Origin of the sequence: Actinosynnema sp. NPDC023794 (assembly GCF_040639675.1) — a bacterium.
GTDB lineage: Bacteria > Actinomycetota > Actinomycetes > Mycobacteriales > Pseudonocardiaceae > Actinosynnema > Actinosynnema luteola.
The window spans coordinates 106,307-128,527 of sequence record NZ_JBFAFR010000004.1 but is presented as its reverse complement, the minus strand read 5'-3'; the positions used below and the strand labels follow the sequence as shown (position 1 = coordinate 128,527).

Annotated in this window: 25 protein-coding genes; 15 read left to right on the top strand and 10 right to left on the bottom strand. The window is 71.9% G+C overall.

The annotated features are described in order from the left end of the window. Window positions 1-139 precede the first annotated feature (139 nt). The 6 genes from clpB to AB0H12_RS11820 all read left to right on the top strand — a co-directional run bounded on the left by clpB (window position 140) and on the right by AB0H12_RS11820 (window position 6,478). Complete coding sequence (clpB, locus tag AB0H12_RS11845) at window positions 140-2,722, top strand: ATP-dependent chaperone ClpB (protein WP_499622714.1); 2,583 nt, start codon at window positions 140-142, stop codon at window positions 2,720-2,722. Window positions 2,723-3,242: 520 nt separating this feature from the next. After that, a complete protein-coding gene (locus AB0H12_RS11840) occupies window positions 3,243-3,938 on the top strand; it encodes a TtfA family protein (RefSeq protein ID WP_230570807.1) in 696 nt (231 codons plus the stop codon). Beyond that, window positions 3,935-4,714: an SDR family NAD(P)-dependent oxidoreductase gene (locus AB0H12_RS11835; RefSeq protein ID WP_499622712.1), complete on the top strand. Its 780-nt coding sequence runs from the start codon at window positions 3,935-3,937 to the stop codon at window positions 4,712-4,714. The genes AB0H12_RS11840 and AB0H12_RS11835 overlap by 4 nt, the downstream gene beginning before the upstream one ends. Before the next feature lie 68 nt (window positions 4,715-4,782). Beyond that, on the top strand, window positions 4,783-5,139 hold the full coding sequence (locus AB0H12_RS11830) for a hypothetical protein (RefSeq protein WP_499622711.1): 357 nt from the start codon (window positions 4,783-4,785) through the stop codon (window positions 5,137-5,139). Then, window positions 5,136-6,047 carry a WXG100 family type VII secretion target gene (locus AB0H12_RS11825; RefSeq protein ID WP_499622710.1) on the top strand — a complete coding sequence of 304 codons (912 nt, stop codon included), beginning with the start codon at window positions 5,136-5,138 and terminating at the stop codon, window positions 6,045-6,047. The genes AB0H12_RS11830 and AB0H12_RS11825 overlap by 4 nt, the downstream gene beginning before the upstream one ends. Next, complete coding sequence (locus AB0H12_RS11820; RefSeq protein WP_498771708.1) at window positions 6,044-6,478, top strand: hypothetical protein; 435 nt, start codon at window positions 6,044-6,046, stop codon at window positions 6,476-6,478. The genes AB0H12_RS11825 and AB0H12_RS11820 overlap by 4 nt, the downstream gene beginning before the upstream one ends. Before the next feature lie 304 nt (window positions 6,479-6,782). On the opposite strand, the gene AB0H12_RS11815 is transcribed toward AB0H12_RS11820, so the two are convergent. Next, window positions 6,783-7,352 carry a hypothetical protein gene (locus AB0H12_RS11815; RefSeq protein ID WP_499622709.1) on the bottom strand — a complete coding sequence of 190 codons (570 nt, stop codon included), beginning with the start codon at window positions 7,350-7,352 and terminating at the stop codon, window positions 6,783-6,785. Between the two features lie 53 nt (window positions 7,353-7,405). On the opposite strand from AB0H12_RS11815, the gene pyrE reads away from it, so the two are divergent. From pyrE to AB0H12_RS11790, 5 genes are all read left to right on the top strand, one after another. Beyond that, on the top strand, window positions 7,406-7,960 hold the full coding sequence (pyrE, locus tag AB0H12_RS11810; RefSeq protein ID WP_499623163.1) for an orotate phosphoribosyltransferase: 555 nt from the start codon (window positions 7,406-7,408) through the stop codon (window positions 7,958-7,960). Window position 7,961: 1 nt separating this feature from the next. Then, the gene (locus AB0H12_RS11805; RefSeq protein ID WP_499622708.1) at window positions 7,962-8,654 is read left to right on the top strand and encodes a hypothetical protein; all 693 of its coding nucleotides are present in this window, start codon (window positions 7,962-7,964) and stop codon (window positions 8,652-8,654) included. A 75-nt stretch (window positions 8,655-8,729) separates the two neighbouring features. Beyond that, window positions 8,730-9,116: a DUF2784 domain-containing protein gene (locus AB0H12_RS11800; RefSeq protein WP_499622706.1), complete on the top strand. Its 387-nt coding sequence runs from the start codon at window positions 8,730-8,732 to the stop codon at window positions 9,114-9,116. Between the two features lie 586 nt (window positions 9,117-9,702). After that, window positions 9,703-10,332: a TrmH family RNA methyltransferase gene (locus AB0H12_RS11795; RefSeq protein WP_499622704.1), complete on the top strand. Its 630-nt coding sequence runs from the start codon at window positions 9,703-9,705 to the stop codon at window positions 10,330-10,332. 25 nt (window positions 10,333-10,357) lie between these two features. Continuing rightward, window positions 10,358-11,431, top strand: coding sequence for a glycoside hydrolase family 76 protein (locus tag AB0H12_RS11790; protein ID WP_499622702.1), 1,074 nt, complete (start codon window positions 10,358-10,360; stop codon window positions 11,429-11,431). Between the two features lie 4 nt (window positions 11,432-11,435). Here the strand turns inward: AB0H12_RS11790 and AB0H12_RS11785 are convergent, their stop codons facing one another. After that, window positions 11,436-12,392, bottom strand: coding sequence for a LacI family DNA-binding transcriptional regulator (locus tag AB0H12_RS11785; protein ID WP_499622700.1), 957 nt, complete (start codon window positions 12,390-12,392; stop codon window positions 11,436-11,438). 77 nt (window positions 12,393-12,469) lie between these two features. On the opposite strand from AB0H12_RS11785, the gene AB0H12_RS11780 reads away from it, so the two are divergent. After that, complete coding sequence (locus AB0H12_RS11780) at window positions 12,470-13,294, top strand: PfkB family carbohydrate kinase (protein WP_499623161.1); 825 nt, start codon at window positions 12,470-12,472, stop codon at window positions 13,292-13,294. Next, window positions 13,276-13,911 (top strand): nucleoside/nucleotide kinase family protein, encoded by a 636-nt coding sequence (locus AB0H12_RS11775; protein WP_499622699.1) that lies wholly within the window; start codon window positions 13,276-13,278, stop codon window positions 13,909-13,911. The genes AB0H12_RS11780 and AB0H12_RS11775 overlap by 19 nt, the downstream gene beginning before the upstream one ends. Before the next feature lie 3 nt (window positions 13,912-13,914). Here AB0H12_RS11775 and AB0H12_RS11770 read toward each other — a convergent pair whose 3' ends face one another. Further along, complete coding sequence (locus AB0H12_RS11770; protein WP_499622698.1) at window positions 13,915-14,520, bottom strand: DedA family protein; 606 nt, start codon at window positions 14,518-14,520, stop codon at window positions 13,915-13,917. A 200-nt stretch (window positions 14,521-14,720) separates the two neighbouring features. On the opposite strand from AB0H12_RS11770, the gene AB0H12_RS11765 reads away from it, so the two are divergent. Further along, window positions 14,721-16,106: an FAD-binding oxidoreductase gene (locus AB0H12_RS11765; RefSeq protein WP_499622696.1), complete on the top strand. Its 1,386-nt coding sequence runs from the start codon at window positions 14,721-14,723 to the stop codon at window positions 16,104-16,106. Here the strand turns inward: AB0H12_RS11765 and AB0H12_RS11760 are convergent. The 6 genes from AB0H12_RS11760 to AB0H12_RS11735 form a co-directional block, all read right to left on the bottom strand. Next, complete coding sequence (locus AB0H12_RS11760) at window positions 16,090-17,019, bottom strand: hypothetical protein (protein ID WP_499622694.1); 930 nt, start codon at window positions 17,017-17,019, stop codon at window positions 16,090-16,092. The genes AB0H12_RS11765 and AB0H12_RS11760 overlap by 17 nt on opposite strands. Before the next feature lie 83 nt (window positions 17,020-17,102). Next, window positions 17,103-17,843, bottom strand: a complete 741-nt coding sequence (locus AB0H12_RS11755; protein WP_499622693.1) for a DedA family protein — start codon at window positions 17,841-17,843, stop codon at window positions 17,103-17,105. 10 nt (window positions 17,844-17,853) lie between these two features. Continuing rightward, window positions 17,854-18,039, bottom strand: coding sequence for a hypothetical protein (locus AB0H12_RS11750; RefSeq protein ID WP_230570791.1), 186 nt, complete (start codon window positions 18,037-18,039; stop codon window positions 17,854-17,856). Window positions 18,040-18,043: 4 nt separating this feature from the next. Then, complete coding sequence (gene nagA, locus AB0H12_RS11745; protein ID WP_499622691.1) at window positions 18,044-19,201, bottom strand: N-acetylglucosamine-6-phosphate deacetylase; 1,158 nt, start codon at window positions 19,199-19,201, stop codon at window positions 18,044-18,046. Continuing rightward, on the bottom strand, window positions 19,198-20,103 hold the full coding sequence (locus tag AB0H12_RS11740) for an ROK family protein (RefSeq protein ID WP_499622690.1): 906 nt from the start codon (window positions 20,101-20,103) through the stop codon (window positions 19,198-19,200). The genes nagA and AB0H12_RS11740 overlap by 4 nt, the downstream gene beginning before the upstream one ends. Before the next feature lie 306 nt (window positions 20,104-20,409). Next, the gene (locus AB0H12_RS11735; protein ID WP_053714368.1) at window positions 20,410-20,988 is read right to left on the bottom strand and encodes a SigE family RNA polymerase sigma factor; all 579 of its coding nucleotides are present in this window, start codon (window positions 20,986-20,988) and stop codon (window positions 20,410-20,412) included. 66 nt (window positions 20,989-21,054) lie between these two features. Here AB0H12_RS11735 and AB0H12_RS11730 point away from each other — a divergent pair, with 66 nt between their 5' ends. Further along, window positions 21,055-21,333 (top strand): YciI family protein, encoded by a 279-nt coding sequence (locus tag AB0H12_RS11730; protein WP_499622689.1) that lies wholly within the window; start codon window positions 21,055-21,057, stop codon window positions 21,331-21,333. Here the strand turns inward: AB0H12_RS11730 and AB0H12_RS11725 are convergent. Beyond that, window positions 21,330-22,196: an SDR family oxidoreductase gene (locus AB0H12_RS11725; protein WP_499622688.1), complete on the bottom strand. Its 867-nt coding sequence runs from the start codon at window positions 22,194-22,196 to the stop codon at window positions 21,330-21,332. The genes AB0H12_RS11730 and AB0H12_RS11725 overlap by 4 nt on opposite strands. Window positions 22,197-22,221 lie beyond the last annotated feature (25 nt).

Sequence of the window (22,221 nt, the reverse complement as noted above, 5' to 3'; positions counted from 1 at the left end):
GCCCGGCACGGCCGCCGTGGCCCACACCACACGATTCCACTAGGTTGAGCGGAACTGGCTCAACTTTTCTGACGTTGACCGGAGTGACGGCCGGCTCCGCACGCCGGCCCCTGCGCACGAACACCGACCGAGGTGAGGAATGGACGCTTTCAACCCGACCACGAAGACGCAACAGGCCGTGTCCGCCGCCGTGCAGGCGGCGACCATCGCGGGCAACCCCGACGTCGGCCCGGTCCACCTCCTCGGCGCGCTCCTGGCCCAGGGCGACGGCCTGACCGCGCCCCTGCTCTCCGCCGTCGGCGCGGACCCGAAGCAGGTGCACAAGGAGCTGGAACAGCTGACCAGGGCGCTGCCCGCGGCCAGCGGGTCGTCGGTGTCGGCGCCCCAGTTCTCCCGCGACTCGGCCCGCGTGCTGAGCAAGGCGCAGGAACTCGCCACTGAGATGGGCGACGAGTACGTGTCGACCGAGCACCTGCTGGTCGGCCTCGCCCACCACGGCGGCCAGGTCGCCGACCTGCTGCGCCGCCACGGCGCGCACCCCGAGGCGCTCAAGGAGGCGTTCGGCAAGGTCCGCGGCTCGGCGCGGGTCACCAGCCCGGACCCGGAAGGCACCTACAAGGCGTTGGAGAAGTACGGCGTCGACCTGACCGAACGCGCGCGCAAGGGCGAGCTGGACCCGGTCATCGGCCGCAACACCGAGATCCGCCGCGTGGTGCAGGTGCTGTCGCGCCGCACGAAGAACAACCCCGTGCTGATCGGCGAGCCGGGCGTCGGCAAGACCGCCATCGTGGAGGGCCTGGCCCAGCGGATCATCGCGGGCGACGTGCCCGAGAGCCTGCGCGGGAAGAAGGTCGTCGCGCTCGACCTCGGCTCGATGGTGGCAGGCGCGAAGTACCGCGGCGAGTTCGAGGAGCGGCTGAAGGCCGTGCTCAAGGAGATCACCGACTCCGCGGGCCAGGTCGTCACGTTCATCGACGAGCTTCACACGATCGTGGGCGCGGGTGCGACCGGCGAGTCCGCCATGGACGCGGGCAACATGATCAAGCCCATGCTGGCCCGCGGCGAGCTGCGCATGGTCGGCGCGACCACGTTGGACGAGTACCGCGAGCACATCGAGAAGGACGCCGCCCTGGAGCGCCGCTTCCAGCAGGTCCTGGTCGGCGAGCCGTCGGTCGAGGACACGATCGGCATCCTGCGCGGTCTCAAGGACCGCTACGAGGTGCACCACGGCGTGCGCATCACCGACGCCGCCCTGGTCGCCGCCGCCACCCTGTCCGACCGGTACATCACCGCCCGCTTCCTGCCGGACAAGGCCATCGACCTGGTGGACGAGTCCGCGTCCCGGCTGCGCATGGAGATCGACTCCCGCCCGGTCGAGATCGACGAGGTCGAACGCGCGGTCCGCCGGCTGGAGATCGAGGAGATGGCGCTGGCCAAGGAGTCGGACGCGGCCTCGGTGGAACGCCTGGCCGCGCTGCGCGCCGAGCTGGCCGAGCAGCGCGAGGACCTGTCCGGGCTGACCGCGCGGTGGCAGAACGAGAAGGGCTCGATCGAGAAGGTCCGCGACCTCAAGGAGCAGCTGGAACAGCTGCGCGGCGAGTCGGAGCGGGCCGAGCGCGACGGCGACCTCGGCCGGGCCGCCGAGCTGCGGTACGGGCGCATCCCGGCGTTGGAGAAGGAGCTGGAGGCGGCCACCCGCACCACCCAGGACGCCGCCGTGATGCTGAAGGAGGAGGTCGGGCCGGACGACGTGGCCGACGTGGTCTCCGCGTGGACGGGCATCCCGGCGGGCCGGCTGCTCGAAGGCGAGACGGCGAAGCTGCTGCGCATGGAGGAGGAGCTGGCCAAGCGCGTGGTCGGCCAGGCCGAGGCGGTGCGGGTCGTGTCGGACGCGGTGCGGCGCACCCGTGCGGGCGTGGCGGACCCGGACCGGCCGACCGGCTCGTTCCTGTTCCTCGGTCCGACCGGCGTCGGCAAGACGGAGCTGGCCAAGGCGCTGGCGGAGTTCCTGTTCGACGACGAGCGGGCGATGATCCGGATCGACATGAGCGAGTACTCCGAGAAGCACTCGGTGGCCCGCCTGGTCGGCGCGCCCCCCGGCTACGTCGGCTACGACCAGGGAGGGCAGCTGACCGAGTCGGTCCGCCGCCGCCCGTACTCGGTCGTGCTGCTGGACGAGGTCGAGAAGGCCCACCCGGACGTGTTCGACGTGCTGCTGCAGGTGCTCGACGACGGCAGGCTCACCGACGGCCAGGGCCGCACGGTCGACTTCCGCAACACCATCCTGGTGCTGACGTCGAACCTGGGCTCGCACGTCATCGCGGACGCCGCCCTGGACGAGCGGCAGCGCAACGACGCCGTGATGTCGGTCGTGCGGACGCACTTCAAGCCGGAGTTCCTCAACCGGCTGGACGACGTCGTGGTGTTCCACTCGCTGGCCACCGAGGAGCTGACGTCCATCGTGGACATCCAGGTGGATCGGCTCGGCCGGCGCCTGGCGCAGCGGCGGCTGACCCTGGACGTCACCCCGGCCGCGCGCGAGTGGCTGGCGCTGAACGGCTTCGACCCGGTGTACGGGGCCCGGCCGTTGCGGCGGCTGGTGCAGTCGTCCATCGGCGACCAGCTGGCGAAGGAGCTGCTGGCGGGCGAGGTGCGCGACGGTGACACGGTGAAGGTCGAGGTGCTGGACGACCACTCGGGCCTGATCGTCGGCAAGGCCTGACCTCGGCGTTCGCCCGAGGTCGGCGGGACGCGCTCGGTGCAGCCGGGACAACCGGCTCCCGAGCGCGCCCGCCGCCTCACTGCCTGACCGCGCTCACTGCCTGACCGCGCTCACTGCCTGACCGCGCTCACTGCCTGACCGCGCTCACTGCCTGACCGCGCTCACTGCCTGTCGCCTCGTGCGTTCCGTCCGGGAGTCCGGCGTTCTGCCGTTCCGCGTTTCGCCGCGTTCTGCGCTCCCGCGTTCCACGGCTCCCGCGCTCCGGGCTCGCTCCGCAGGGGTCCCCGACCGGGGGATCCCCGATTTTTACTCTGCCGGCCCGGACCGACGCCGGGCGAGTGGTCGGGGCGTGCCTGTGGACAACGCTGTGGCCTGTGGATAAGTCGTGGCCGGCCGTCGTCGGACGTGCCTGAGCCGCCACCGCGGCCGACCCGCGAGCCGGGTAACAGCTTGATCCGTTTGCGCGACCCACGCCCCAAGTGATCTTCGTTTGTTCATCGCCGCCCGCTACTCTCGCACCGTGGGCATACCGGCGTGGGTCTGGTTCACCGTCGCCGCGGTAGCGGGCGTCGCGGGGTTCGCCCTGCTCGCGACCGACCGGGCACAGCGAACCGCGCGAAACCGCGAACGCCGCCGCTGGGCGGCGCTGCGCGGCTGGCAGTTCGAGGAGACCGACCACGTGCTGCCCACCCGCTGGGAGAGCGGCGCCATCGCCTACTACGGCGTCGGCGTGGCCAAGGACGTCGTCGCCGGCTCCACCTTCACCGCCGACGGCCGCCGCCAGGTCTACGTGCTCGACCACGAGACCGGCGGCAAGGTCAACTCCGTGCTCGTCGGCGTGCGCTGCCGCCGGGCGTTGCCCGTGGTCATCGAGCTGTGGCTGCCCAGCGTGCCGTTCCAACGCGACCAGATGCCCGACCTGCTCGGGCCGGTCGGCTCGCGGTACGCGTTCGTCAGCGAGCTGCCCGCCGCGCGCAAGCTCATCACCCCCGACCTGGTCGACGCCGCCGAGGAGATCGGCGGTGACGTCACCGTCGTCTGGCTGGAGGACGACTGGGTGCTCGCCGCCGCACCCCCGAACTCCACCCCCGCCCGCCTGGAACGGCTGCTGCGCGACCTCGGCGAACTGGCCGACGTGATCGACCCGTTCGAGGCCGACCCCGAGTCCGACACCGGTGGCGAGGTCCACCGCCCGCAGTTCGGGCGCAAGCCGTGACGCCGCCGACCGCCCTGGTGACGGGCGCGTCGTCGGGCATCGGCGCCGCGTTCGCCCGCAGGCTCGCCGCCGAGGGGCACGACCTGGTGCTCGTCGCCCGCGACGAACGGCGGCTGGAGGAGACGGCGGCCAAGCTGCGCGCCGCGCACGGCATCGCCGCCGAGGTGCTGCCCGCCGACCTGGCCACCGACGCCGGCCGCACCGAGGTCGCCGACTTCCTCGCCGAACGCGAGGTCGACCTCCTGGTCAACAACGCGGGCTTCGCGATCTCGTCGGAGTTCTTCACCGCCGACCCGCTCGAGCTGCAGTCCCAGCTGGACGTGAACGTGACGAGCGTGCTGCGGCTGACCCGCGCGGCGCTGCCGGGGATGGTGGCACGCGGGCGTGGCGCGGTGGTCAACGTGTCCAGCGTGGCGGGCTTCCTGCCCGGTCGCGGCACGACCTACAGCGCGGACAAGGCGTGGGTGACCGCGTTCTCCGAGGGCATGTCGATGGCCACGGCGGGCTCGGGCGTGCGCGTGATGGCCTTGTGCCCGGGTTTCGTGCGCACCGAGTTCCACCAACGGGCGAAGATCGACATGTCCGCGACCCCCGACCTGTTCTACCTCGACGCCGACCGGGTGGTGCACGACTGCCTCGCCGACCTGCGCGCGGGCAGGACGCTGTCGGTGCCGGGCGCCCAGTACAAAGCCATCACGGTGTTGGCCCGGCTGGTTCCGCGCGCGCTGCTCAGGCGGATAGCCTCCCGCGCGGCGGGCGGACGAGGACGCACTTAGAAGAGCCGGGAACCCGAACCCGGTCCGGTCCGTCCCACTCCACTAGTTGGAACAGGGAGGAACCGTCCATGGGCGAACAGTTCAGCGTGGAGCCGCCTGAGCTCCGCGGCTACGGCGAGTTGCTGACGCGCAACGCGCAGCACTTCATGACGATCAAGGACCACGCGATCTCCAAGGGTGGCGACACCTCGGGGTTCACCGGTCTGCTCTCGCTGCTGCAGCCCATCGTGACGGGCGTGGCGTCCCTGTACGGGGAGACCCTCGACTTCGCGAACCAGATGATGGTCAAGGAGGCGGAGAGCCTCAACAAGGCCGCCGACATGTACGAGAAGAACGAGGAGATGGTGATGAGCGTCCTCGACCGGGTGCTCTCCCAGCTCCACAGCGTGGCCGAGGCCCCGTCGCTCGGAGGTGGCGGCCGATGACCGCGTACGCAGACGTCGAAGACCCGTCGGTCGCGCTCAACGCCGCCGCGGAGGACCGGCCCGGCCGGCAGTCGACCAAGGAGCTCATCGAGAAGGCCGGCTGGAAGATCCAGGGCGTCAACTGGATCTACGAGAAGGTCACCGGCGAGAACCTGCTCGACGCGCTGATCAAGCCGCTGCTCGGCGACTTCGAGAAGATCGACGAGAACGCCAACGCGTGGGACCGGGTCGCCAAGGCGCTCGACTCCGTGCGGCACAACGTGGACGCGGGCGCCGAGCAGCTGTCGTCGCACTGGGACGGTGACGCGGCGAAGGCGTTCGAGACGCGCATGGGCACCATGTGGGTGATCGCCATCGAGGCGGACTCGCAGATCGCGCGGATCATCGGCAACCAGTTCCGGTCGACGGCCAGCACCTGCCGCACCGCGTGCGGCCTGGCGTTGACGCTGCTGGACATGCTGGTCGGCAAGCTGATGGAAGCCGCGATGACGGCGTGGATCCCGGTCGTCGGCTGGGGCCGCGCGGTGTGGATGGTCTACGACGCGATCCAGATCGTGGACGCCATCCGCAAGATCATCATCTCGATCCAGACGCTGATCGAGGGCGTCCAGGGCATGATCGACGGCATCGTCGCCATGGGCACGGCGCTGTCCAAGCTGAAGGACGTGCGCGACGTCAGCGACCTGCTCGACGTGGTCGACGGGTACCAGGACGGCAAGGAGAAGTACGACAACGGCGTGGCCGCGGCGAAGTCCGGGGCGATCGGTGTCGGGCTGGGCGCCTACGGCCTGGGCAAAGCCGGCAACGCGGCGAACGGCCGCTACAACCAGCCGCCGCCCACATCACCGGCGCCCGCTCCGGCCGGCGCGAGTTCGGGCTCCGGGTCCGGTGGAGGTGATGGGCAGTGACGTTCCCGTATGACAAGGCGAAGCTGGACGCGCTGGTCGCCGACGTCGAGAAGCGGATGGCGAACGTCGAGGAGACCGCGCGGGCGGCGAGTCAGGTGCAGCTGCGGTCGCGCGGGCTGACGCAGGCGGACTTCGCCGAGATCTCGCGGTTCGCCAACAGCCCCGGCGCGCCTCGTGAGCTGAAGGAGCTGGCACGGCGGGTCGACGCGGGCGAGATGTCCTGGGAGGACATCGCGTCCGGGCGGGCCGTGGACGACGAGGGCGTGCAGCGCGCTCTGCAAACCGGTGTGCCGGACCTGCAGCGCGCGTACACGGCGATCCAGGAGGGCAACGACCCGGAGGACGTCGTCTCGGCGGGCTCGTCCCGGCCGGGTGGGCGCCGCGACGATGACGACGACGAGCCGAACAAGTTCACCGAGGACGCCTGGTAGACGAGGTGAGGTCAGGCCTGGCACCGGGGGCTCCGCGGAGTTGTCCACAGGTGCCGGTCTGACCACCTCGAACCGTCGGACCGTTGGGGCAGAATGAAAGCAGGGGTCCCCTTGGCGGGGACGCCTGCGTAGCTGCGGGCGGTCGACGAGTCCGGGCGCGTCCGAAGGGCGGCACAGGGTGCGGCGAGGCCCTCGACCTCGCACGCCGGTCCGCGCCGGGCTGGACGTACGCCGGTCCGCGCCGGGGCTGGACGCGCGGGGTCGGTCGGCGCTGAGGCCCGGCGCGTGCCGGTCGGGCCCCGGGTCAGGTCAACGTGGGGAAGTCGAACCCGCCCGCGCTGGTGTGGTTCGTCCCCACCCCGCGCACCACGTCGTACGCCACCGCCGCCGCGATCGCCAGCGAGCGGACCGGGTCCGGCGTGCCCGGCCGCAGGGTCAGCACGTCCCGCCGCACGCGCCGCCCGTCCCGCTTCACGATCGCGCCCGGGCTGAACGACGCCACCTCGTGCAGCAGGCGCAGCCGCTGCCCGGCCGCGTCGAGCAGGCCGTAGGCGCCGTGCCCCTCGTGCCGCACCGAGCCGACCACCGAGCCGTTCGGCCAGGTCACGCGCGTCGGCGGCTTGCCCGACCCCTTGCGGATCAGCAGCAGCTGCCGCCCGCGGTCGGCCAGGGCGAGGTCGAACGTCGTCCGGCCGGAGAACGCGGTGGCGCGCAACAACTTCCGCAGCGGCCCGAGGAACCGGCGCTCGGAGACCGACGCGATCAACGCGCCGCCGCCGTCGTAGACGTCGTTCCGGTACCTGGTGCCCAGCAGGTGGCGCAGCACGCCCCAGGGCTGCTCGATGATCAAGGTGTCGGTGCCGGGAAGGGTCACGGTGTGCCAGCGTACGGCGCGGTATGACACTCTTGGCAGCCGTGCGAACTGAAGTGGTCCTGGATGCCGCGGCCAAGGCCGAGCTGGCGCGGTTGGTGAGCGAGTTGGCCGTGGTGCACGGCAAGGTGACGTTGTCCTCGGGCGCCGAGGCCGACTACTACATCGACCTGCGCCGGGCGACGCTGCACCACGCCGCGTCGCCCCTGATCGGCAAGCTGCTCCGGCAGCTCACGGCCGACTGGGACTACGTGGCCGCGGGTGGGTTGACGTTGGGCGCCGACCCGGTGGCGTGCGCGATGATGCACGCCGCCGCGAACGCGGGCGAGGTGCTGGACGCGTTCGTCGTGCGCAAGGCGGCCAAGCAGCACGGCATGCAGCGCCGGATCGAGGGCATCGAGGTCGCCGGGCAGCGGGTGCTGGCGGTCGAGGACACCTCCACCACCGGTGGCAGCGTGCTGACCGCCGTCGAGGCCCTGCGCGAGCACGGCGCCACGGTGGTCGGCGTCGCGACGGTCGTCGACCGCGGCACGGGCGCGCGCGAGGTGATCGAGGAAGCCGGGCTGCCGTACCGGTACCTGCTGGACCTGGCCGACCTGGGCCTGGCCTGACGTGGCCGGCGCCCTGGTCCTGCTGCTGGTGATCGTGGCGATCCTGGGCGTCGGGGTCGCCGTGGGGTTGGCGCGTCGGAAGCGGAACCCGTTCACGAACCAGCAGTTCGTGAACCAGTGGGAGCAGCAGATGCGGGCGATGGAGGCGTCCCTGGGGTGGCGGTTCGTCGCCGAGGACCAGGGCTTCCAGGAACGCGTGCCGCAGATCGGGCGGATGCTGGAGGCCGACCGGAGCCGGGTGAAGTTCCAGCTCGTCGGCCACTGGCGCGGCGTGCCCGTGCTGGCCGTGGAGGTGGTGTTCCGCGCGGACAACGTGGTCACGTCGGAGTACCGCACCTACACGGTGGTGGTCGTGCCGCGCCCGATGCCGGGCCCGTGGGTGCTGATCAGCCCCCGCGAGGACAGCGTGTGGGGGCTGTTCGAGCAGTTCGTCGAGTCCGGCGACCCGGTGTTCGACGCGCGCTACGAGGTGCGCCGCCGCAACCCCGCGTTCGCCTCGGCCCTGCTCGCCTCCGGCTTCACCCAGGGCTTGGTGCAGGACCCGCGGGCGAACGGGGTGGCGATCGCGTTCGACGAGCACAACCTCGCCGCCGCCGTGCCGGGCCCGCTGCTGCAGGCCCCGCTCGCCCACCTGACCGACCTGCTGCTGGACGTGGCGGGCCGGGTGCCGTGGCAGGCGCTGCCCCGGGGCTGAAACGCGGGCCGTGCCGCGTAATTCGAGCGGCATGTGATCGCTTGGCGGCCTACTGTGGGAAGCAGGGAGGTCGCTATGGTCGCGCACGCTTTAGCCGAGCTGGTCATGGTGGTGCACTTCGCCGTCCTGGTCTTCCTCGTGGTCGGGGGGTTCCTGGCCTGGCGCTGGCCGAGGGTGCTGTACTTCCACGTGGCGATGGCGGCCTGGGGCCTGCTGATCGTCCTGTTCCCGCTCGCGTGCCCGCTCACCTGGCTGGAGAACGAGCTCCGCGCCGCCGCCGGCCAACCCCCGCTCGTGAGCGGCTTCATCGACACCTACATCGACGGCGTCCTCTACCCGGACTCCGCGGCACGCCTGGTGCAGGTGCTCGTCGCGGTCGTCGTGCTGGTCTCGTGGTTCGGTTACCACCTCAAACGACGCGATGAAGAGCCCTCGCCGACGCACACCGAAGCTTGTCGCTGAATCGGTCTGATCGCAGGCACGGCCGTTCGAGCTACACCGCCGTCAAGCGCCATTCCCAAGTCCTACTGTGCGGGCGAGGGGGTGGACGCGGTGGCCTGGTTTCGTCGTCGGAAGAAAGCGTGGACCGCCGACCTGCACTCAAGTCTCCCGGCCTACCACTGCGATCTGATCGAGAGAGAACGCGGGCAGCGGTGGCGCGTTCAAGCGTGGTCACAGGAAGTCCGGGTCAGCGAGAACGGCGACGTGGACCAGCGGATGTGCTTCACCGTCGTGGCGGAGTGCGACCGGCTGGATTTCGTCAGCTTCCACGACCGGGTCAACTGGGACTGGCCGGAGTAACATCAGGGCGGGCTGAAGGTCGAGGTCCGCACTCCCGCACGGCACGGTCTCGGCGGCACGCGCTTGGACATCACCCACCGCTGGATCCGCAAAGGTCAGGTCAAAGCGTTCATCAAGCTCGACACGCCGTCGGCGCTGCCATGACTACGATCGCCACGGTCTTCTCAACGCCGGGGGTGACGTGGTCGGGCGAGTGGTCCTCGAAGGGTTTCACGCGGTCAAGCACGCGGTTCGGTTCGGGGGATCGGTGGGGACCGTGCTGGTGCTCGACCGGGACAAGGCGGTGGGGCTCGCGAGGTCCCACGCGCCCGACCTCGTGGAGGTCTTCGAGCGGGCGCAAGTGGTGGGGGCGGCCGAGTTCGAGCGGGTGATCGGGCGGTCGCACCCGACCGGGGTCGGGGGGCTCGCCGAACGGCCCGTGGTCGAGTGGGGGCGCGAGGGGCGGAGCGCGCCGCTGGTGCTGCTGGACAACCCGCGCAACCTGGGCAACTTCGGCGCGGTGATCCGGGTGGCGGCCGGGCTCGGGGCCGGCGGGGTGGTGTCGCTCGGCGACGTCGACCCGTGGCACCCGAACGTCCTGCGCGGCAGCGCCGGGTTGCACTTCGCGCTGCCCGTCGGCCGGCTGGACGGGATCGACGACGTCCGCGGCACGGTGATCGCGTTCGACGCCGACGGCCGGGAGCTGCGCGACGTGCGGATCCCCGACGACGCGGTGCTGGCCTTCGGCTCGGAGCGGCACGGGTTGTCGCCCGAGGTGCGGGCGCGGGCGGACCTGGTGGTCTCGCTGCCCATGCGGCCGAAGGTGTCGAGCTACAACCTGACCACGAGCGTCGCGATGGGGCTCTACCACTGGGAACTGTTCCGGCGAGCTTCTTGAACGGTTCAGTAGGCACGCTGGTGAGGTGACATCACCACCGAAGCTCCTCGCCGCGCGCGCCGGTGTCGCCGAACGCGCGGTCGAGTCCCGGCACCTGCGCCGGGTCTGGGGAGTTCCGGGCACGGCCCTCGGCGCGGTCGCCTGGCCGCCCGGCTGGCCGGGCCGCCTGCACGTCCGGTTCGGCTACTGGTGGCAGGCGCACCTGCTGGACTGCGTCCTGGACGCCCAGCTCCGCTCGCCGAAGGACGCGCGGGTGGCGCTGGTGCAGCGGCTCGTGCGCGGCATCCGGGTGCGCAACCTGGTCGGCTGGACCAACGACTACTACGACGACGTGGCGTGGCTCGGCCTCGCGCTGCTGCGCGCCGAGCGGGAAGTCGGGATCGCCAGGCCGAAGGCCATCGCCACGATCGCCGACCGCCTCCGCGCGGGCTGGACCGACCACGGCGGCGGCGGCATCTGGTGGCGGCGCGACGACGACTTCAAGAACGTGCCCGCCAACGGCCCGGCGGCGATCCTGTTCGCCCGGCTCGGCGCGCGGGCCGACCTCGGCCGCGCCCGCTCCATCGTGGACTGGGTCGAGGACAACCTGGCGGACCCGGAGACCGGGCTGGTGTGGGACGGGCTGCACGTCCACCCCGACGGCACGATCCGCGAGATCGAGAAGAACTTCTACACCTACTGCCAGGGCGTGGTGCTCGGCGCGTGCGTGGAGCTGGGGGGCCGCTACCAGGACAAGGCGGCGCGGATCATCGACGCCGTCGACAAGCACCTGGCCACCGACGGCGTCCTGCGGGGGCACGGCGGCGGCGACGGCGGCCTGTTCAGCGGCATCCTCGCCCGCTACCTGGCGCAGGCCGCGCTGCGGCTCGACCGACCCGAGGCGGCACGCGCGGCGGACCTCGTGTTCGGCTCGGCGAACGCGGTGTGGGCGAACCGGACCGCGGTGGTGAGCGGACCGCTGTTCGGCCCGGAGTGGTCCGAACCCGCGGTGAAGGGCAACGGTCCGGAGCGCGACCTGTCCGTCCAGCTCGGCGGGTGGATGGCGCTGGAGGCCGCCGCCCTGCTGGAGCGCGACGGGATCTCGCCGTCGCGGAGCTGAGCCGTCAGTGGCAGCCGCACGACTGCCGGTGCCGCAGCACGGGCGGCAGCCGGATCGTCTCCGGCGCCCGGTCCGGGTCCTCGATGCGGGACAGCAGCAGCCGCACCGCCGTGCGCCCGATCTCCTCCACCGGCTGCGCCATCGAGGTCAGCGGCGGGTCGACCAGCTCGGCCCACTCCACCTCGTCGTAGGTCACCAGCGCCAGCTCCGACCCGATCCGCACACCCCGCGCCCGCGCCGTGCGCAGCACGTCCACCAGCACCTGGTGGTCGTTCACCACCACGCCCGAGACCTGCCCGAGCAGCGGTTCCAACGACGGCCGCACGATGTCCTCGTCCCACGCCAGCCCCGCCCGGCCGAGCCCGAGCCGGTAGCCGAGCACCCGCTCGTCCGTGGTGGCGAGCCCCGGCTGGCCGGACACCAGCCCGATCCGCCGGTGGCCCAGCTCCGCCAGGTGCCGGACCAGCGTGGACGTGGCCTGCACGTTCTCCGGACCGACCTGGTCGACGTCCTGCGCCACGGTCAGCCGGTCCACCAGCACCGTCGGCACGCCCAACCGGCGCAGCTCGGGCAACGCGGCCGAGCCGGACGTCGGCGTGAGCAGCACCCCGTCCACCCGCCGCGAGCGGAGCATCCGCACCGCGGCCTGCTCGGACTCGGCGGTGTCCCGGGTGTCGATGAGCACGAGCGTGTAACCCGACCTGGTGGCCTCGCCCTCGATCGCCGCGATCAGCTCGGCGAAGTACGGGTGCGAGACCAGCGACACCGCGAGGCCGAGGGACTTCGTGCCGCCGGTGACGAGCGAGCGCGCGATGGCGTCGCCGGTGTAGCCGGTCTCCTCGACCGCCTTGAGCACCCGTTCCCTGGTCGCCGAGGCGACCGGCCTGGTCTCGTTGATCACGTGTGAGACCGTGGTGATGGAGACGCCGGCGAGACTGGCGACCTCCCGCATGGTGACCATGGACTCGTCCCCGTTCGGGCCGGCGCAAGCGATTGCGTGGGGACTTTACCTGGTAGGAGGGAGGCGCCGTGGCTTCTGTGCTGTGTGTCGGGCTGACGACCGTCGACGTGAGCCAGCGGGTGGCCGAGTTCCCCGTCCCCGGACAGAAGGTGCAGTCACTCGGCGTGCACCTGTCGCCCGGCGGTCCGGCGGCGAACGCGGCGCGCGCGGTGGCCGCGCTGGGGCACCGGGCCGTGCTGCTGACCGCGCTGGGCGGCGAGCTCGGCGACTTCGCGCTGGCGCGGCTGCACCCGGTGGAGGTGCGCTCGGTCGGCGCCGGCGGTCCGGCGCTGAGCATGGTCGCGGTGCGCGAGCGCGACGGCGAGCGGACCGTCATCTCGCGCAACGCCGCCGGGTTCGACGCGGACGTCACCGTGGACCCGGCGCTGGTGGAGGCGTCCGACGTGGTGCTGGTGGACGGGCACCTCGGGCCGCTCGCCCTGCGGGCCGCACGTCACGCGAGACGCTTGGGCGTGCCCGTGGTGCTGGACGCGGGCAGCTGGAAACCCGTGCTGGACGACCTGCTGCCGCTGGTGGACGTGGCCGCGTGCTCGGCCGCGTTCGAGCTGTCGGAGGCCGAGCTGCACGCCAGGGGCGTGCCGCTGGTGATCCGCACGCACGGCCCGCGTCCCGTCACCTGGTCGCGTGGTGGTGTCACCGGTTCGCAACCGGTAGGAGTTGTCGAGGCGCGCGACACCAACGGCGCGGGCGACGTGTGGCACGGTGCCCTGGCGGTCGCGGTCGCCGAGGGCCTGGCGGTGGACGACGCCGTCCGGTCCGCGAACGAGGTCGCCGCGGTGCGGGTGCGCCACACCGCGTGGGACTGGGTGGAGGAGCTGGGACGGTGGCGGGACAGCGGGTGAAGTTCGACGAGCTGGTCGACCGGGCGCGGCTGCTGGTGGACACCGGTGAGCGCAGGCTCCTCGGCATCGGCGGCGCGCCGGGTTCGGGCAAGTCGACGTTGGCGCGCCGGCTGGTCGACGCGCTGGGCGAGGACGCCGCCCTGGTCGGCATGGACGGCTTCCACCTGGCCCAGCGCGAGCTGGACCGGCTGGGCATCGCCGACCGCAAGGGCGCGCCGGACACGTTCGACGTCCCCGGCTACGTCGACCTGCTCGGCCGGCTGAAGGCGTGCGGGCCCGACGTGGTGTACGCGCCGGAGTTCCGCCGCGAGATCGAGGAGCCGATCGCGTGCGCGGTGCCGGTCGACCCGGCCGTGCCGCTGGTCGTCACCGAGGGCAACTACCTGCTGATGCAGTACGACAAGTGGAAGCGCGTGCGGGTCGTGCTCGACGAGGCGTGGTTCCTGATGATCGACGAAGAGCTGCGGGTGGCGCGGCTGATCGACCGGCACGTCCGGTACGGGCGGTCGGTGCAGGACGCGAGCGAACGCGTGCTGCACGGCACCGACCACGTGAACGCGCTCATGGTGAACGCGTCCAAGTCCGCCGCCGACCTCGTGATCACCGAGGTGCTGTGAGCGTCACGACGGCGCGGTGACCTCTTCGTCCACCGGCTTCTTCATCTCCTGCCGGTACCGGAACAGGCCGTAGGCGGTGCCGAAGACGAAGAACGCGATGCTCACGACGACCGCCACCGTCTCCAGCCACGGGACGGAGGTCAGCAGGCCCGCGCCGTAGTAGCCGGCCAGCACCAGCGTCGGCACCCACGCGATCGCGCCGATGGTCGTGGCCAGCATGAACCGCTTCGAGTCCATCCGCGCCGCGCCCGCGATCATCGGCGCCAGCGTGCGGACCCACGGGATCCACCGGGCCAGCACGATCGCCCAGAAGCCTCGTCGGTCGAGGAAGTCGCGGGCCTTGGCGAGGTTCTCCTTGTTGAGGACCTTGCCGCCGCGGCGGGCCAGCAGGCGGGTGCCGGTGTGCCGGCCGATGTAGTAGCCGATCTGGTTGCCGACGACGGCCACGGCGAGCGCGACCCCCGACAGCAGCCAGGCGGACAGCTCGGCCTCGTGGGACGCGAGCACCACACCGGCGGCGAACAGCAGCGAATCGCCGGGCAGGAACAGGCCGAAGATGAAGGCGCACTCGAAGAAGATGAAGCTCAGCGTGATCAGCCACACGGCCATCGGGCCTGCGGAATCGAGCTGAACGAATGCGACAGTCTCGGACGTTGCGGACAACACCACGCCATGCAGCCTACGTGGGACCTCGGCGTCGTCTGGGCGACATGGGGATAACGCGTTGCCGAAGCTCCGGGGACGTGGCGGTTCGCACCGGCGTGAACACGGACTGGAGTGATCACCGTCACGCGGGTTAGCGTGGACGGATGGAGGCCTTGCTCGCCGAACTCCGCTCCGCCGTCGGCGCCGACGCGGTGCTGACCGACGTCGACGTGACCGCGAGCTACCAGCGCGACATGATGCCGTTGGCTCCCTACGGGCAGCCGCTGGCGGTGGTGCTGCCGACGTCCGCGGCACAGGTGCAGGCGGTCGTGCGGGCCTGCGCGGCGGCTCGGACGCCGATCGTGCCGCGCGGCGCGGGCAGCGGGCTGTCCGGCGCGGCGAACGCCGTCGAGGGCTGCGTGGTGCTCGCGACCACGAAGATGAACGCGATCGTGGAGGTCGACCCGGACAACCGGCTGGCCGTGGTCGAGCCGGGCGTGGTGAACCTCGACCTGCGCGGCGCGGTGGAGAAGCACGGGCTGTTCTACCCGCCCGACCCGTCCAGCTACGACTGGTGCACCATCGGCGGGAACCTGTCCACCAACGCGGGCGGGCTGTGCTGCGTGAAGTACGGCGTGACCACGGACTCCGTGCTCGGGCTCGACGTGGTGCTGGCCGACGGCGAGCTGCTGCGGACCGGTCGGCGCACCGTCAAGGGCGTCGCCGGGTACGACCTGACCAAGCTGTTCATCGGCAGCGAGGGCACGCTCGGCGTGATCACCCGGGCGACCCTGGCGCTGCGGCCGTTGCCGCAGGCGCCCGCCACGCTGGTGGCCACGTTCGGCAGCACGGCGGACGCGGGCGCCGCGGTGAGCCGCGTGGTGACCGAGGGCATCGTGCCGTCGTTGATGGAGATCATGGACCGCACGTCCATCCGGGCCGTCGAGCAGTACCTCAAGACCGACCTGAACGCCGGCGCGGCGCTGCTGCTGTGCCAGTCCGACGCGGGCGGCGAGGCGGGGCGGCACGAGCTGGCGGCGATCGAGCAGGCGTGCGTCGCGGCGGGCGCCGAGCTCGTCTACGCCACCGACGACCTCGGCGAGGGGCGCGACCTGCTGACCGCGCGGCGCGCCGTGCTGCCCGCGCTGGAGATCTACGGGGCGTGGCTGACCGACGACGTGTGCGTGCCGCGGACGAAGATCGCGGACCTGATCGCCGGGTGCGAGCGGATCAGCGAGTCGGTGGGGCTGCGGATCGCCGTGGTCGGGCACGCAGGCGACGGCAACATGCACCCGACGATCGTCTACGACCCGACGTCGGCGGACGAGTTCGCGGGGGCGCGGCGGGCGTTCGACGAGATCCTGGCCCTGGGGCTGGCGCTCGGCGGCACGATCACCGGCGAGCACGGCGTCGGCAAGATCAAACGCGAGTGGCTGGCGCGCGAGATCGGCCCGGTCGGCCTGCGGGTCCACCGCGAGATCAAGCGCGCGCTGGACCCGGAGAACCTCTTCAACCCGGGCTCGATGTTCGAGTTCACGGAGAACCCGTGAACGGCGGGTGGAGCCGGACGGTGAACCGGCACGGCTCGCTCATCGGCGACACCGCGTCACCGTCGTCGGCCTGGGCGGTCACCTCGTAGGTGTGGCCGTCGGCCAACGTGCCTTCGGGAAGATCGGCCATGAGACCCGACGCGGTCTCGACACTGCGGAACTCGCGGGCCTCGTCCGGTCGGGCGACGTCCCGCACCACGAACCGGCCGTCGAACGTCTCGCCGTCCGGGTCGGTCACCTGCGCGCGCAGCCAGCCGGAGTGAACCGGCACGACCGAGTCGCACGGCGCGTGTTGGAGGGTGATGTCCTTCGGCGTCGCGGGCGGGGTGTTCACGTACATGGAGATCGTCACGGTCTTGGCGAAACGGCGGCCGTGCGCCACGTCCCACTGCCGCGCGCCGGGCATCCGCAGGGCGAAGGTCGCCTTGTCCCGCCCCTCCGCGATGACCTGGTTCAGCGTGGCGGCGACGTCGAAGGACGGGTACCCGACGCACTGGGTGTTCGTGCCCGTCCACACGTGCCGGGTCAGCTCGCGCGGCGCTCTGAGGTAGGTCGGCCGGTCCGCGTCATCGGTCAGCCACAGCTCGGTCGAGCGCGGCTCGGCGCAGTCGTGGGCAGCCGTCTCCGTGAACACCGCCCTCGCCGAGAAGACGTGCGCGCCGCGGAACTGGGCCAGGTCGACCGTGTAGTACGCCTTGGACACGTGGAGCCTGCCGAGGTCGTCGTGCCACGCGCCCACCGGCATGTCGTTCCCGGTGGTGATGTTCCGCAACGGCTCACGCACATCGGTGTACGAGCGCGCGGAGCTCACTGCGATCGCGTGGTGCTGACCGGCCTGGGCGGGTTCGGCGACCGCGGTCACGACCGCACAGGCGATCAGCGCCGCGCCGAGCACACTTGTGAAACGCCTCATGAGCCCCCCGGAATCACGACGCCGCCCTGGCGCCCCCGCTGTGGATCGTGCGAGCGGGGGCGTGGCGTTACCGGTGGGTGGCGTCAGTCGAGGGGCTTGATGCGCTGGGTCTCGTCCACCCGGTCGATGACCTGGGTGATGTCGGCCGCCTCCTGCGCGAGCAGGCTCTTCTTCTCGCGGCGCGCCTTGACGATCTCGATGATGATCGGGACGACCGAGATCAGCACGATCAGGATCAGGATCATCTCGAGGTTGTCGCGCACGAACTGGATCTGGCCGAGGAAGTAGCCGAGCACCGTCAGGCCCGCGGCCCACGCGACGCCGCCGATCAGCGAGTACGTGAAGTACTTGCGCGCGTCCATCCGGCCGACGCCCGCCATGGCGGTGATGAACGTCCGCACGATCGGCACGAACCGGGCCATCACGATCGCGCGCGCGCCGTACTTGTCGAAGAACTCGTGCGTCTTGTCGACGTACTCCTTCTTGAAGATCTTCGACTCGGGCTTGGTGAACAGCGCCGGTCCGGCCCGGTACCCGATCCAGTAGCCGACCACGTTGCCCGCGAGCGCGCACGCCGTGAGCAGCAGGCACACCAGCCACAGCGGGTAGTCCAGCAGCCCCGAGGCCACGAACAGGCCCGCGGTGAACAGCAGGGAGTCGCCGGGCAGGAAGAACCCCACCAGCAGGCCGCACTCCGCGAAGACGATGAAGCACAGCCCGACCAGCATGTACGGCCCGAGTCCTTGGAGCAGGATTTGCGGGTCGAGCCAATCGGGACCAAGGGCAACCGTGGAAGAGGTGAGCGCGACCGTCACGGCGACCACCGTACAGGCACTACCTGAGCGTCATGACCGCCACGACGGTGCCCGCGGCCAGCCCGAGCAGCACCGCCAGCAGCAGCACCCACCCCGCGCCCAACGCCGGGCGGGCCCGCCGCACGGGCACGTGGGGATGCGCGCCGGAGCTGGTGGCCTGTGCGCGCAAGGCGTCGGCCACCAGCTTCTCGTGGTCTTCGGGCACCGGCTCAGTCTTTCACCCACGCGCCCCGGCTCATCACCTCGCGCGGCTTCAGCTCCGCGTCCAGCACCACGACGTCGGCCGCGAGACCGGCGCGCAGCTCACCCGTGCGGCCCTGCAACCCGAGCAGCCGGGCGGGCCGGGTCGAGGTGGCGTGCACGGCCTCCTCGATGGTCAGGCCGCACGACTGCACCGCGTTGCGGAACGCCGCGTCCATGGTCAGCGTGCTGCCCGCGAGGGACGCGCCACCGGCCAGCGTCGGCACGCCGTCCACCACCCGCACCTCGAGGCCGCCCACGTCGTAGACGCCGTCGCCCACGCCCGCCGCCGCGATCGCGTCGGTCACCAGGACGGTCCGGTGCACGCCGGCGTGCCGTGCGGCGAGGCGGACGGCGGTCGGGTGCAGGTGCACCAGGTCGCAGATCAGCTCGACGGTGACGCGCTCGTCGTCCAGCAGCGCGCCGATCGGGCCGGGCTCGCGGTGGTGCAGCGGGCGCATCCCGTTGAACAGGTGGGTGGCCACCGTCGCGCCCGCCTCGACGGCCGGCCGGATCTGCGCCTCGGTGGCGTCGGTGTGGCCGATCGCGGCCAGGACGTCGTTGGCGACGAGGTGGCGCACCGCGTCCACGCCGTGCTCCAGCTCGGGCGCGACGGTGATCATGCGGACGGCGCCGCCGCCCGCGTCGAGCAGCCTGTCGATCGAGGCGCGGTCCGGCGGGCGGAGGATCGCCGGGTCGTGCGCGCCGCACCGCGCCGCGGACAGGAACGGGCCCTCCAGGTGGATGCCCGCGACCACGTTGTCACGCACCAGCTCGGTCAGCGCCTCGACCTGGTCGGCCAGCTCCGGGATCGGCCTGGACACCAGGCTCGCCAGCAGCGTGGTGGTGCCGTGCCTGCGGTGCGCGTTCGCCGCTTTGATCACCCGGACCGGATCGGCGCTGGTGAACGCCTCACCACCGCCACCGTGGCAGTGGATGTCGACGAAACCCGGCACGAGCCAGCCGCCGTCCACGTCCGTCGTCGGGCCGTCCGGTGGCGTCCCCTCGCCGACGGCCGCGATCAGGCCGTCCCGCACCGCCACCCACCCCTGTTCGAGCACCCCGTCGGGCGTGACGACCCGACCACCGGTCAGGGTCACGTCCACGGGTCCACCCCACGTGCTCATCTCTCCTCCAGCATGTCGATGGCCAGCAGCGCGGCCCCGAGGCACCCGGCCTCGTCGCCGAACGCGGCCAGCCGCAGTTCCGGGCGTCGCTGGAACGTGATCAGCTCGTCCAGTCGTCCGCCCAGCGGATCCGTCAACTTCGGACCCGCCAGCGCCAGTCCGCCGCCGAGCACCACGGCTCGCGGCCCCAGCAGCGCGGCTACCAGCAGGATGCCCTTCGCGAGCGCGTCGACGGCCTCGCGCCACACCACCGCCGCGTCATCGTCACCCTCCGCGAGCAGTCTTGCCACGTCCGCCGCGCCGTCGACCTGGCGGTTCGTGCGTTCGGTGTAGCGGCGGGCGATCGAGGCGCTGCTCGCCCGTGCTTCGACACAACCCGTCTGGCCGCAGCCGCACGGGTCGCCGTGGCCGACGTCCACGTGCCCGACCTCGCCCGGCGCGGACGAGACCCGGCCGTCCAGGACGAGGGCGGCGGCGATGCCGGTGCCGATCGGCATGATCACCGCGTCGGTCAGGTCGCGGGCGTTGCCCTGGCGCAGCTCGGCCAGGCCACCGGCCCGCACGTCGTGGCCGAACGCGGTGCGCAGGCCGGTCGCCGCCGCGATCCGGTCGCGGAACGGGTAGTCCGCCCAGCCGAGGTTGGCCGAGTAGACGCCGGTGCCGGTCACCTCGTCCACGATGCCCGGCACGACCAGGCCGATCGCCTCGACCGGGTGTTCGGAGGCGGCGCCCAGCTCGGCGACCAGGGCGGCCACGTCCTCGACCACGGCGTCACCGCCGGGCCTGGTCGCGCGCCGCTGCTGCCTCACCGCCACCACCCCGCCGGGATCGCCGGTGACCAGGGCCGCTTTCGTCCCGGTACCCCCGACGTCGACGGCTATCACGTGTCTTGTGCGCGCCACGAGGACCGATACTGCGGCATCGGACCGCCATTGGTCTATACCAAGTGTCCGATTGGGCGAGTCCGGTGTGGCCGCGCACGCCCCGTGGCGCCGCTCGAGGGCCGGTCGCGAGTTGTCCACAGGCGACGGTCGGCGGGCCGGCTTTGTCGGTTCGTGGTGGCAGGATCAAGAACAGGGATCCCCTGGGTGGGGACCCCTGCGTAGCGAGGTCGCGGTGGGTCGGGCGGCCTGGCCACCCGCGCCGCCTGCCGCCAGGTCGAACTCGCCGTGGTCCGCCGGCTCCGACGACGAACCGCGGGACGACGGCTAGTTGCCGGCCATGATCTTCTGCAGGGCGTCGAGCGCGCGGCTGGCGGTGCTCTTCACCGTGCCCTTGCTGATGCCCGTGGCCTCGGCGATCTCGGCTTCCGAGAGGTCGCCGTAGTAGCGCAGCACGAGCACCTCGCGCTGCCTCGGCGGCAGCTGGGACAGCGCACGCACGACCGCCTGGTGCTCGGCCGTGAGCATGGCGAGGCTCTCCGCCGAACGCGCGTTCGCCACGTGCGGCGGGGTGTAGTCGCGGGCCGTCTTCCGCCGCCTGAGCACGCTGCGCGAGCCGTTGACGACCGCGGTCCGCAGGTAGCCCACGGCCGCCTGCGCGTCCCGCAGGTTCTTCCAGTTCCGGTACAGGCCGGTGAACGCCTCCTGGACGACGTCCTCCGCCGTGGCGGGCTCGTCGACCAGCAGCAGCGCCAGCCGGACCAGCCGCATCCGGTGCTGGCGGTACAGGTCCTCCAGCGTCAGCGGGCCGGTCGGGGCCGGTGCCGCGCCGTCCTGGATCCGCAGGTTCGTCAGCGTGTCCTGCACACGCGCGATGCCGCCGCTGTTCCGATCGGGACCGACCACGGAAAAGACGTTACCTCCTCAGGGGGTAGCTTCGGTGCGGCGCTGCACAACGGAGGTGGGCATTCGATGGCACGGTTCGCGGTCGAGCTGGTGTTCGGCGACAACCAGGACGAGCGGCTGGCGGTCCGGCCCGCGCACCGCGAGTACCTGGGGACGCTGGTCGAGCGGGGTGTGCTGCTCGTCTCCGGCCCCTACACCGACCAGTCCGGCGCCCTGCTGATCTACGACGTCGCCGACGAGGCCGAGCTGCGCGAGGTCCTCGCCGCCGACCCGTACACGCCCGCCGGCGTAGTCAAGGAGACGCGCGTGCACGAGTGGCAGGCGTTGACCGGAGTCTGGCTCTAACCCTTCTTCGCGGCGGCGGCGGCGGCCGTGCCGCCCGGTCCGACCAGGCCGGACAGGTCGTTCGCCGCCATCTCGCGGTCGGCCGCGGGCACCGACTTCGGCGCCTGCCGGTCGACCACCTTCGGGGTGAACGCGCGGAAGAGCTTCAGACCGCCGACCCAGCCCGGCACGTGCACGGCCCTCGACCGCCGGGCGATCGCCCGGACCACCGCCTTGCCGACGTCGGAGACCGGGTACTTCTTGCCCGCGAGCCCCGGCATGCCGCTGCGCAGCGGGCCGAAGACGGGGTGCTCGTCGGCGCTGTCGACCATGTCCGTGGAGATCCACGAGAAGTAGGCCACGCCGACGTCCACGCCGAGGTGCCGCACCTCCGCGCGCAGGCTGTCCGCGAACGCCTCGCAGCCCGCCTTCGCGGCGGAGTAGGCCCCGTTGCCCGGGATGTGCACGATCGCGGCCAGCGACGACACGACGAGGCAGTAGCCGCGGCTCGCGATGAGGTGCGGCAGGCACGTCCGGACCGTGCGCCACACCCCGAGCAGGTTGACCTCGATGACCCGTTCGAACGCCGCGGGGTCCATCGATCGGATGAAACCGGTGGCGGCGATGCCCGCGTTGGCGACGACCACGTCGATGCCGCCGTAGTGGTCGACCACGCCGTTCACCGCGGTCTCCAGCGCCTGCCAGTCGGTGACGTCGGCCTCCCACGCCTCGCCGCCGCACTGCTCGGCCACCTGTCGCAGCTGATCGCCCTCGAGCCCGACCAGGGCGAGCTTCGCGCCCTTCGCGGCCAACCGCCGCGCCACCTCCGCGCCGATGCCCCTCGCCGCGCCAGTGATCAGGACAACCTTGCCCGCAACGTCCACGGTGACCTCCTCAGCCCGCTCCAGC

Excerpts from the sequence above, each read along its gene's own strand:
- clpB (WP_499622714.1), top strand. The coding sequence starts at position 140 with ATGGACGCTTTCAACCCGACCACGAAGACGCAACAGGCCGTGTCCGCC.
- AB0H12_RS11830 (WP_499622711.1), top strand. The coding sequence starts at position 4,783 with ATGGGCGAACAGTTCAGCGTGGAGCCGCCTGAGCTCCGCGGCTACGGC.
- AB0H12_RS11825 (WP_499622710.1), top strand. The coding sequence starts at position 5,136 with ATGACCGCGTACGCAGACGTCGAAGACCCGTCGGTCGCGCTCAACGCC.
- AB0H12_RS11800 (WP_499622706.1), top strand. The coding sequence starts at position 8,730 with ATGGTCGCGCACGCTTTAGCCGAGCTGGTCATGGTGGTGCACTTCGCC.
- AB0H12_RS11785 (WP_499622700.1), bottom strand. The coding sequence starts at position 12,392 with ATGGTCACCATGCGGGAGGTCGCCAGTCTCGCCGGCGTCTCCATCACC.
- AB0H12_RS11770 (WP_499622698.1), bottom strand. The coding sequence starts at position 14,520 with ATGGCCGTGTGGCTGATCACGCTGAGCTTCATCTTCTTCGAGTGCGCC.
- AB0H12_RS11765 (WP_499622696.1), top strand. The coding sequence starts at position 14,721 with ATGGAGGCCTTGCTCGCCGAACTCCGCTCCGCCGTCGGCGCCGACGCG.
- AB0H12_RS11760 (WP_499622694.1), bottom strand. The coding sequence starts at position 17,019 with ATGAGGCGTTTCACAAGTGTGCTCGGCGCGGCGCTGATCGCCTGTGCG.
- nagA (WP_499622691.1), bottom strand. The coding sequence starts at position 19,201 with ATGAGCACGTGGGGTGGACCCGTGGACGTGACCCTGACCGGTGGTCGG.
- AB0H12_RS11730 (WP_499622689.1), top strand. The coding sequence starts at position 21,055 with ATGGCACGGTTCGCGGTCGAGCTGGTGTTCGGCGACAACCAGGACGAG.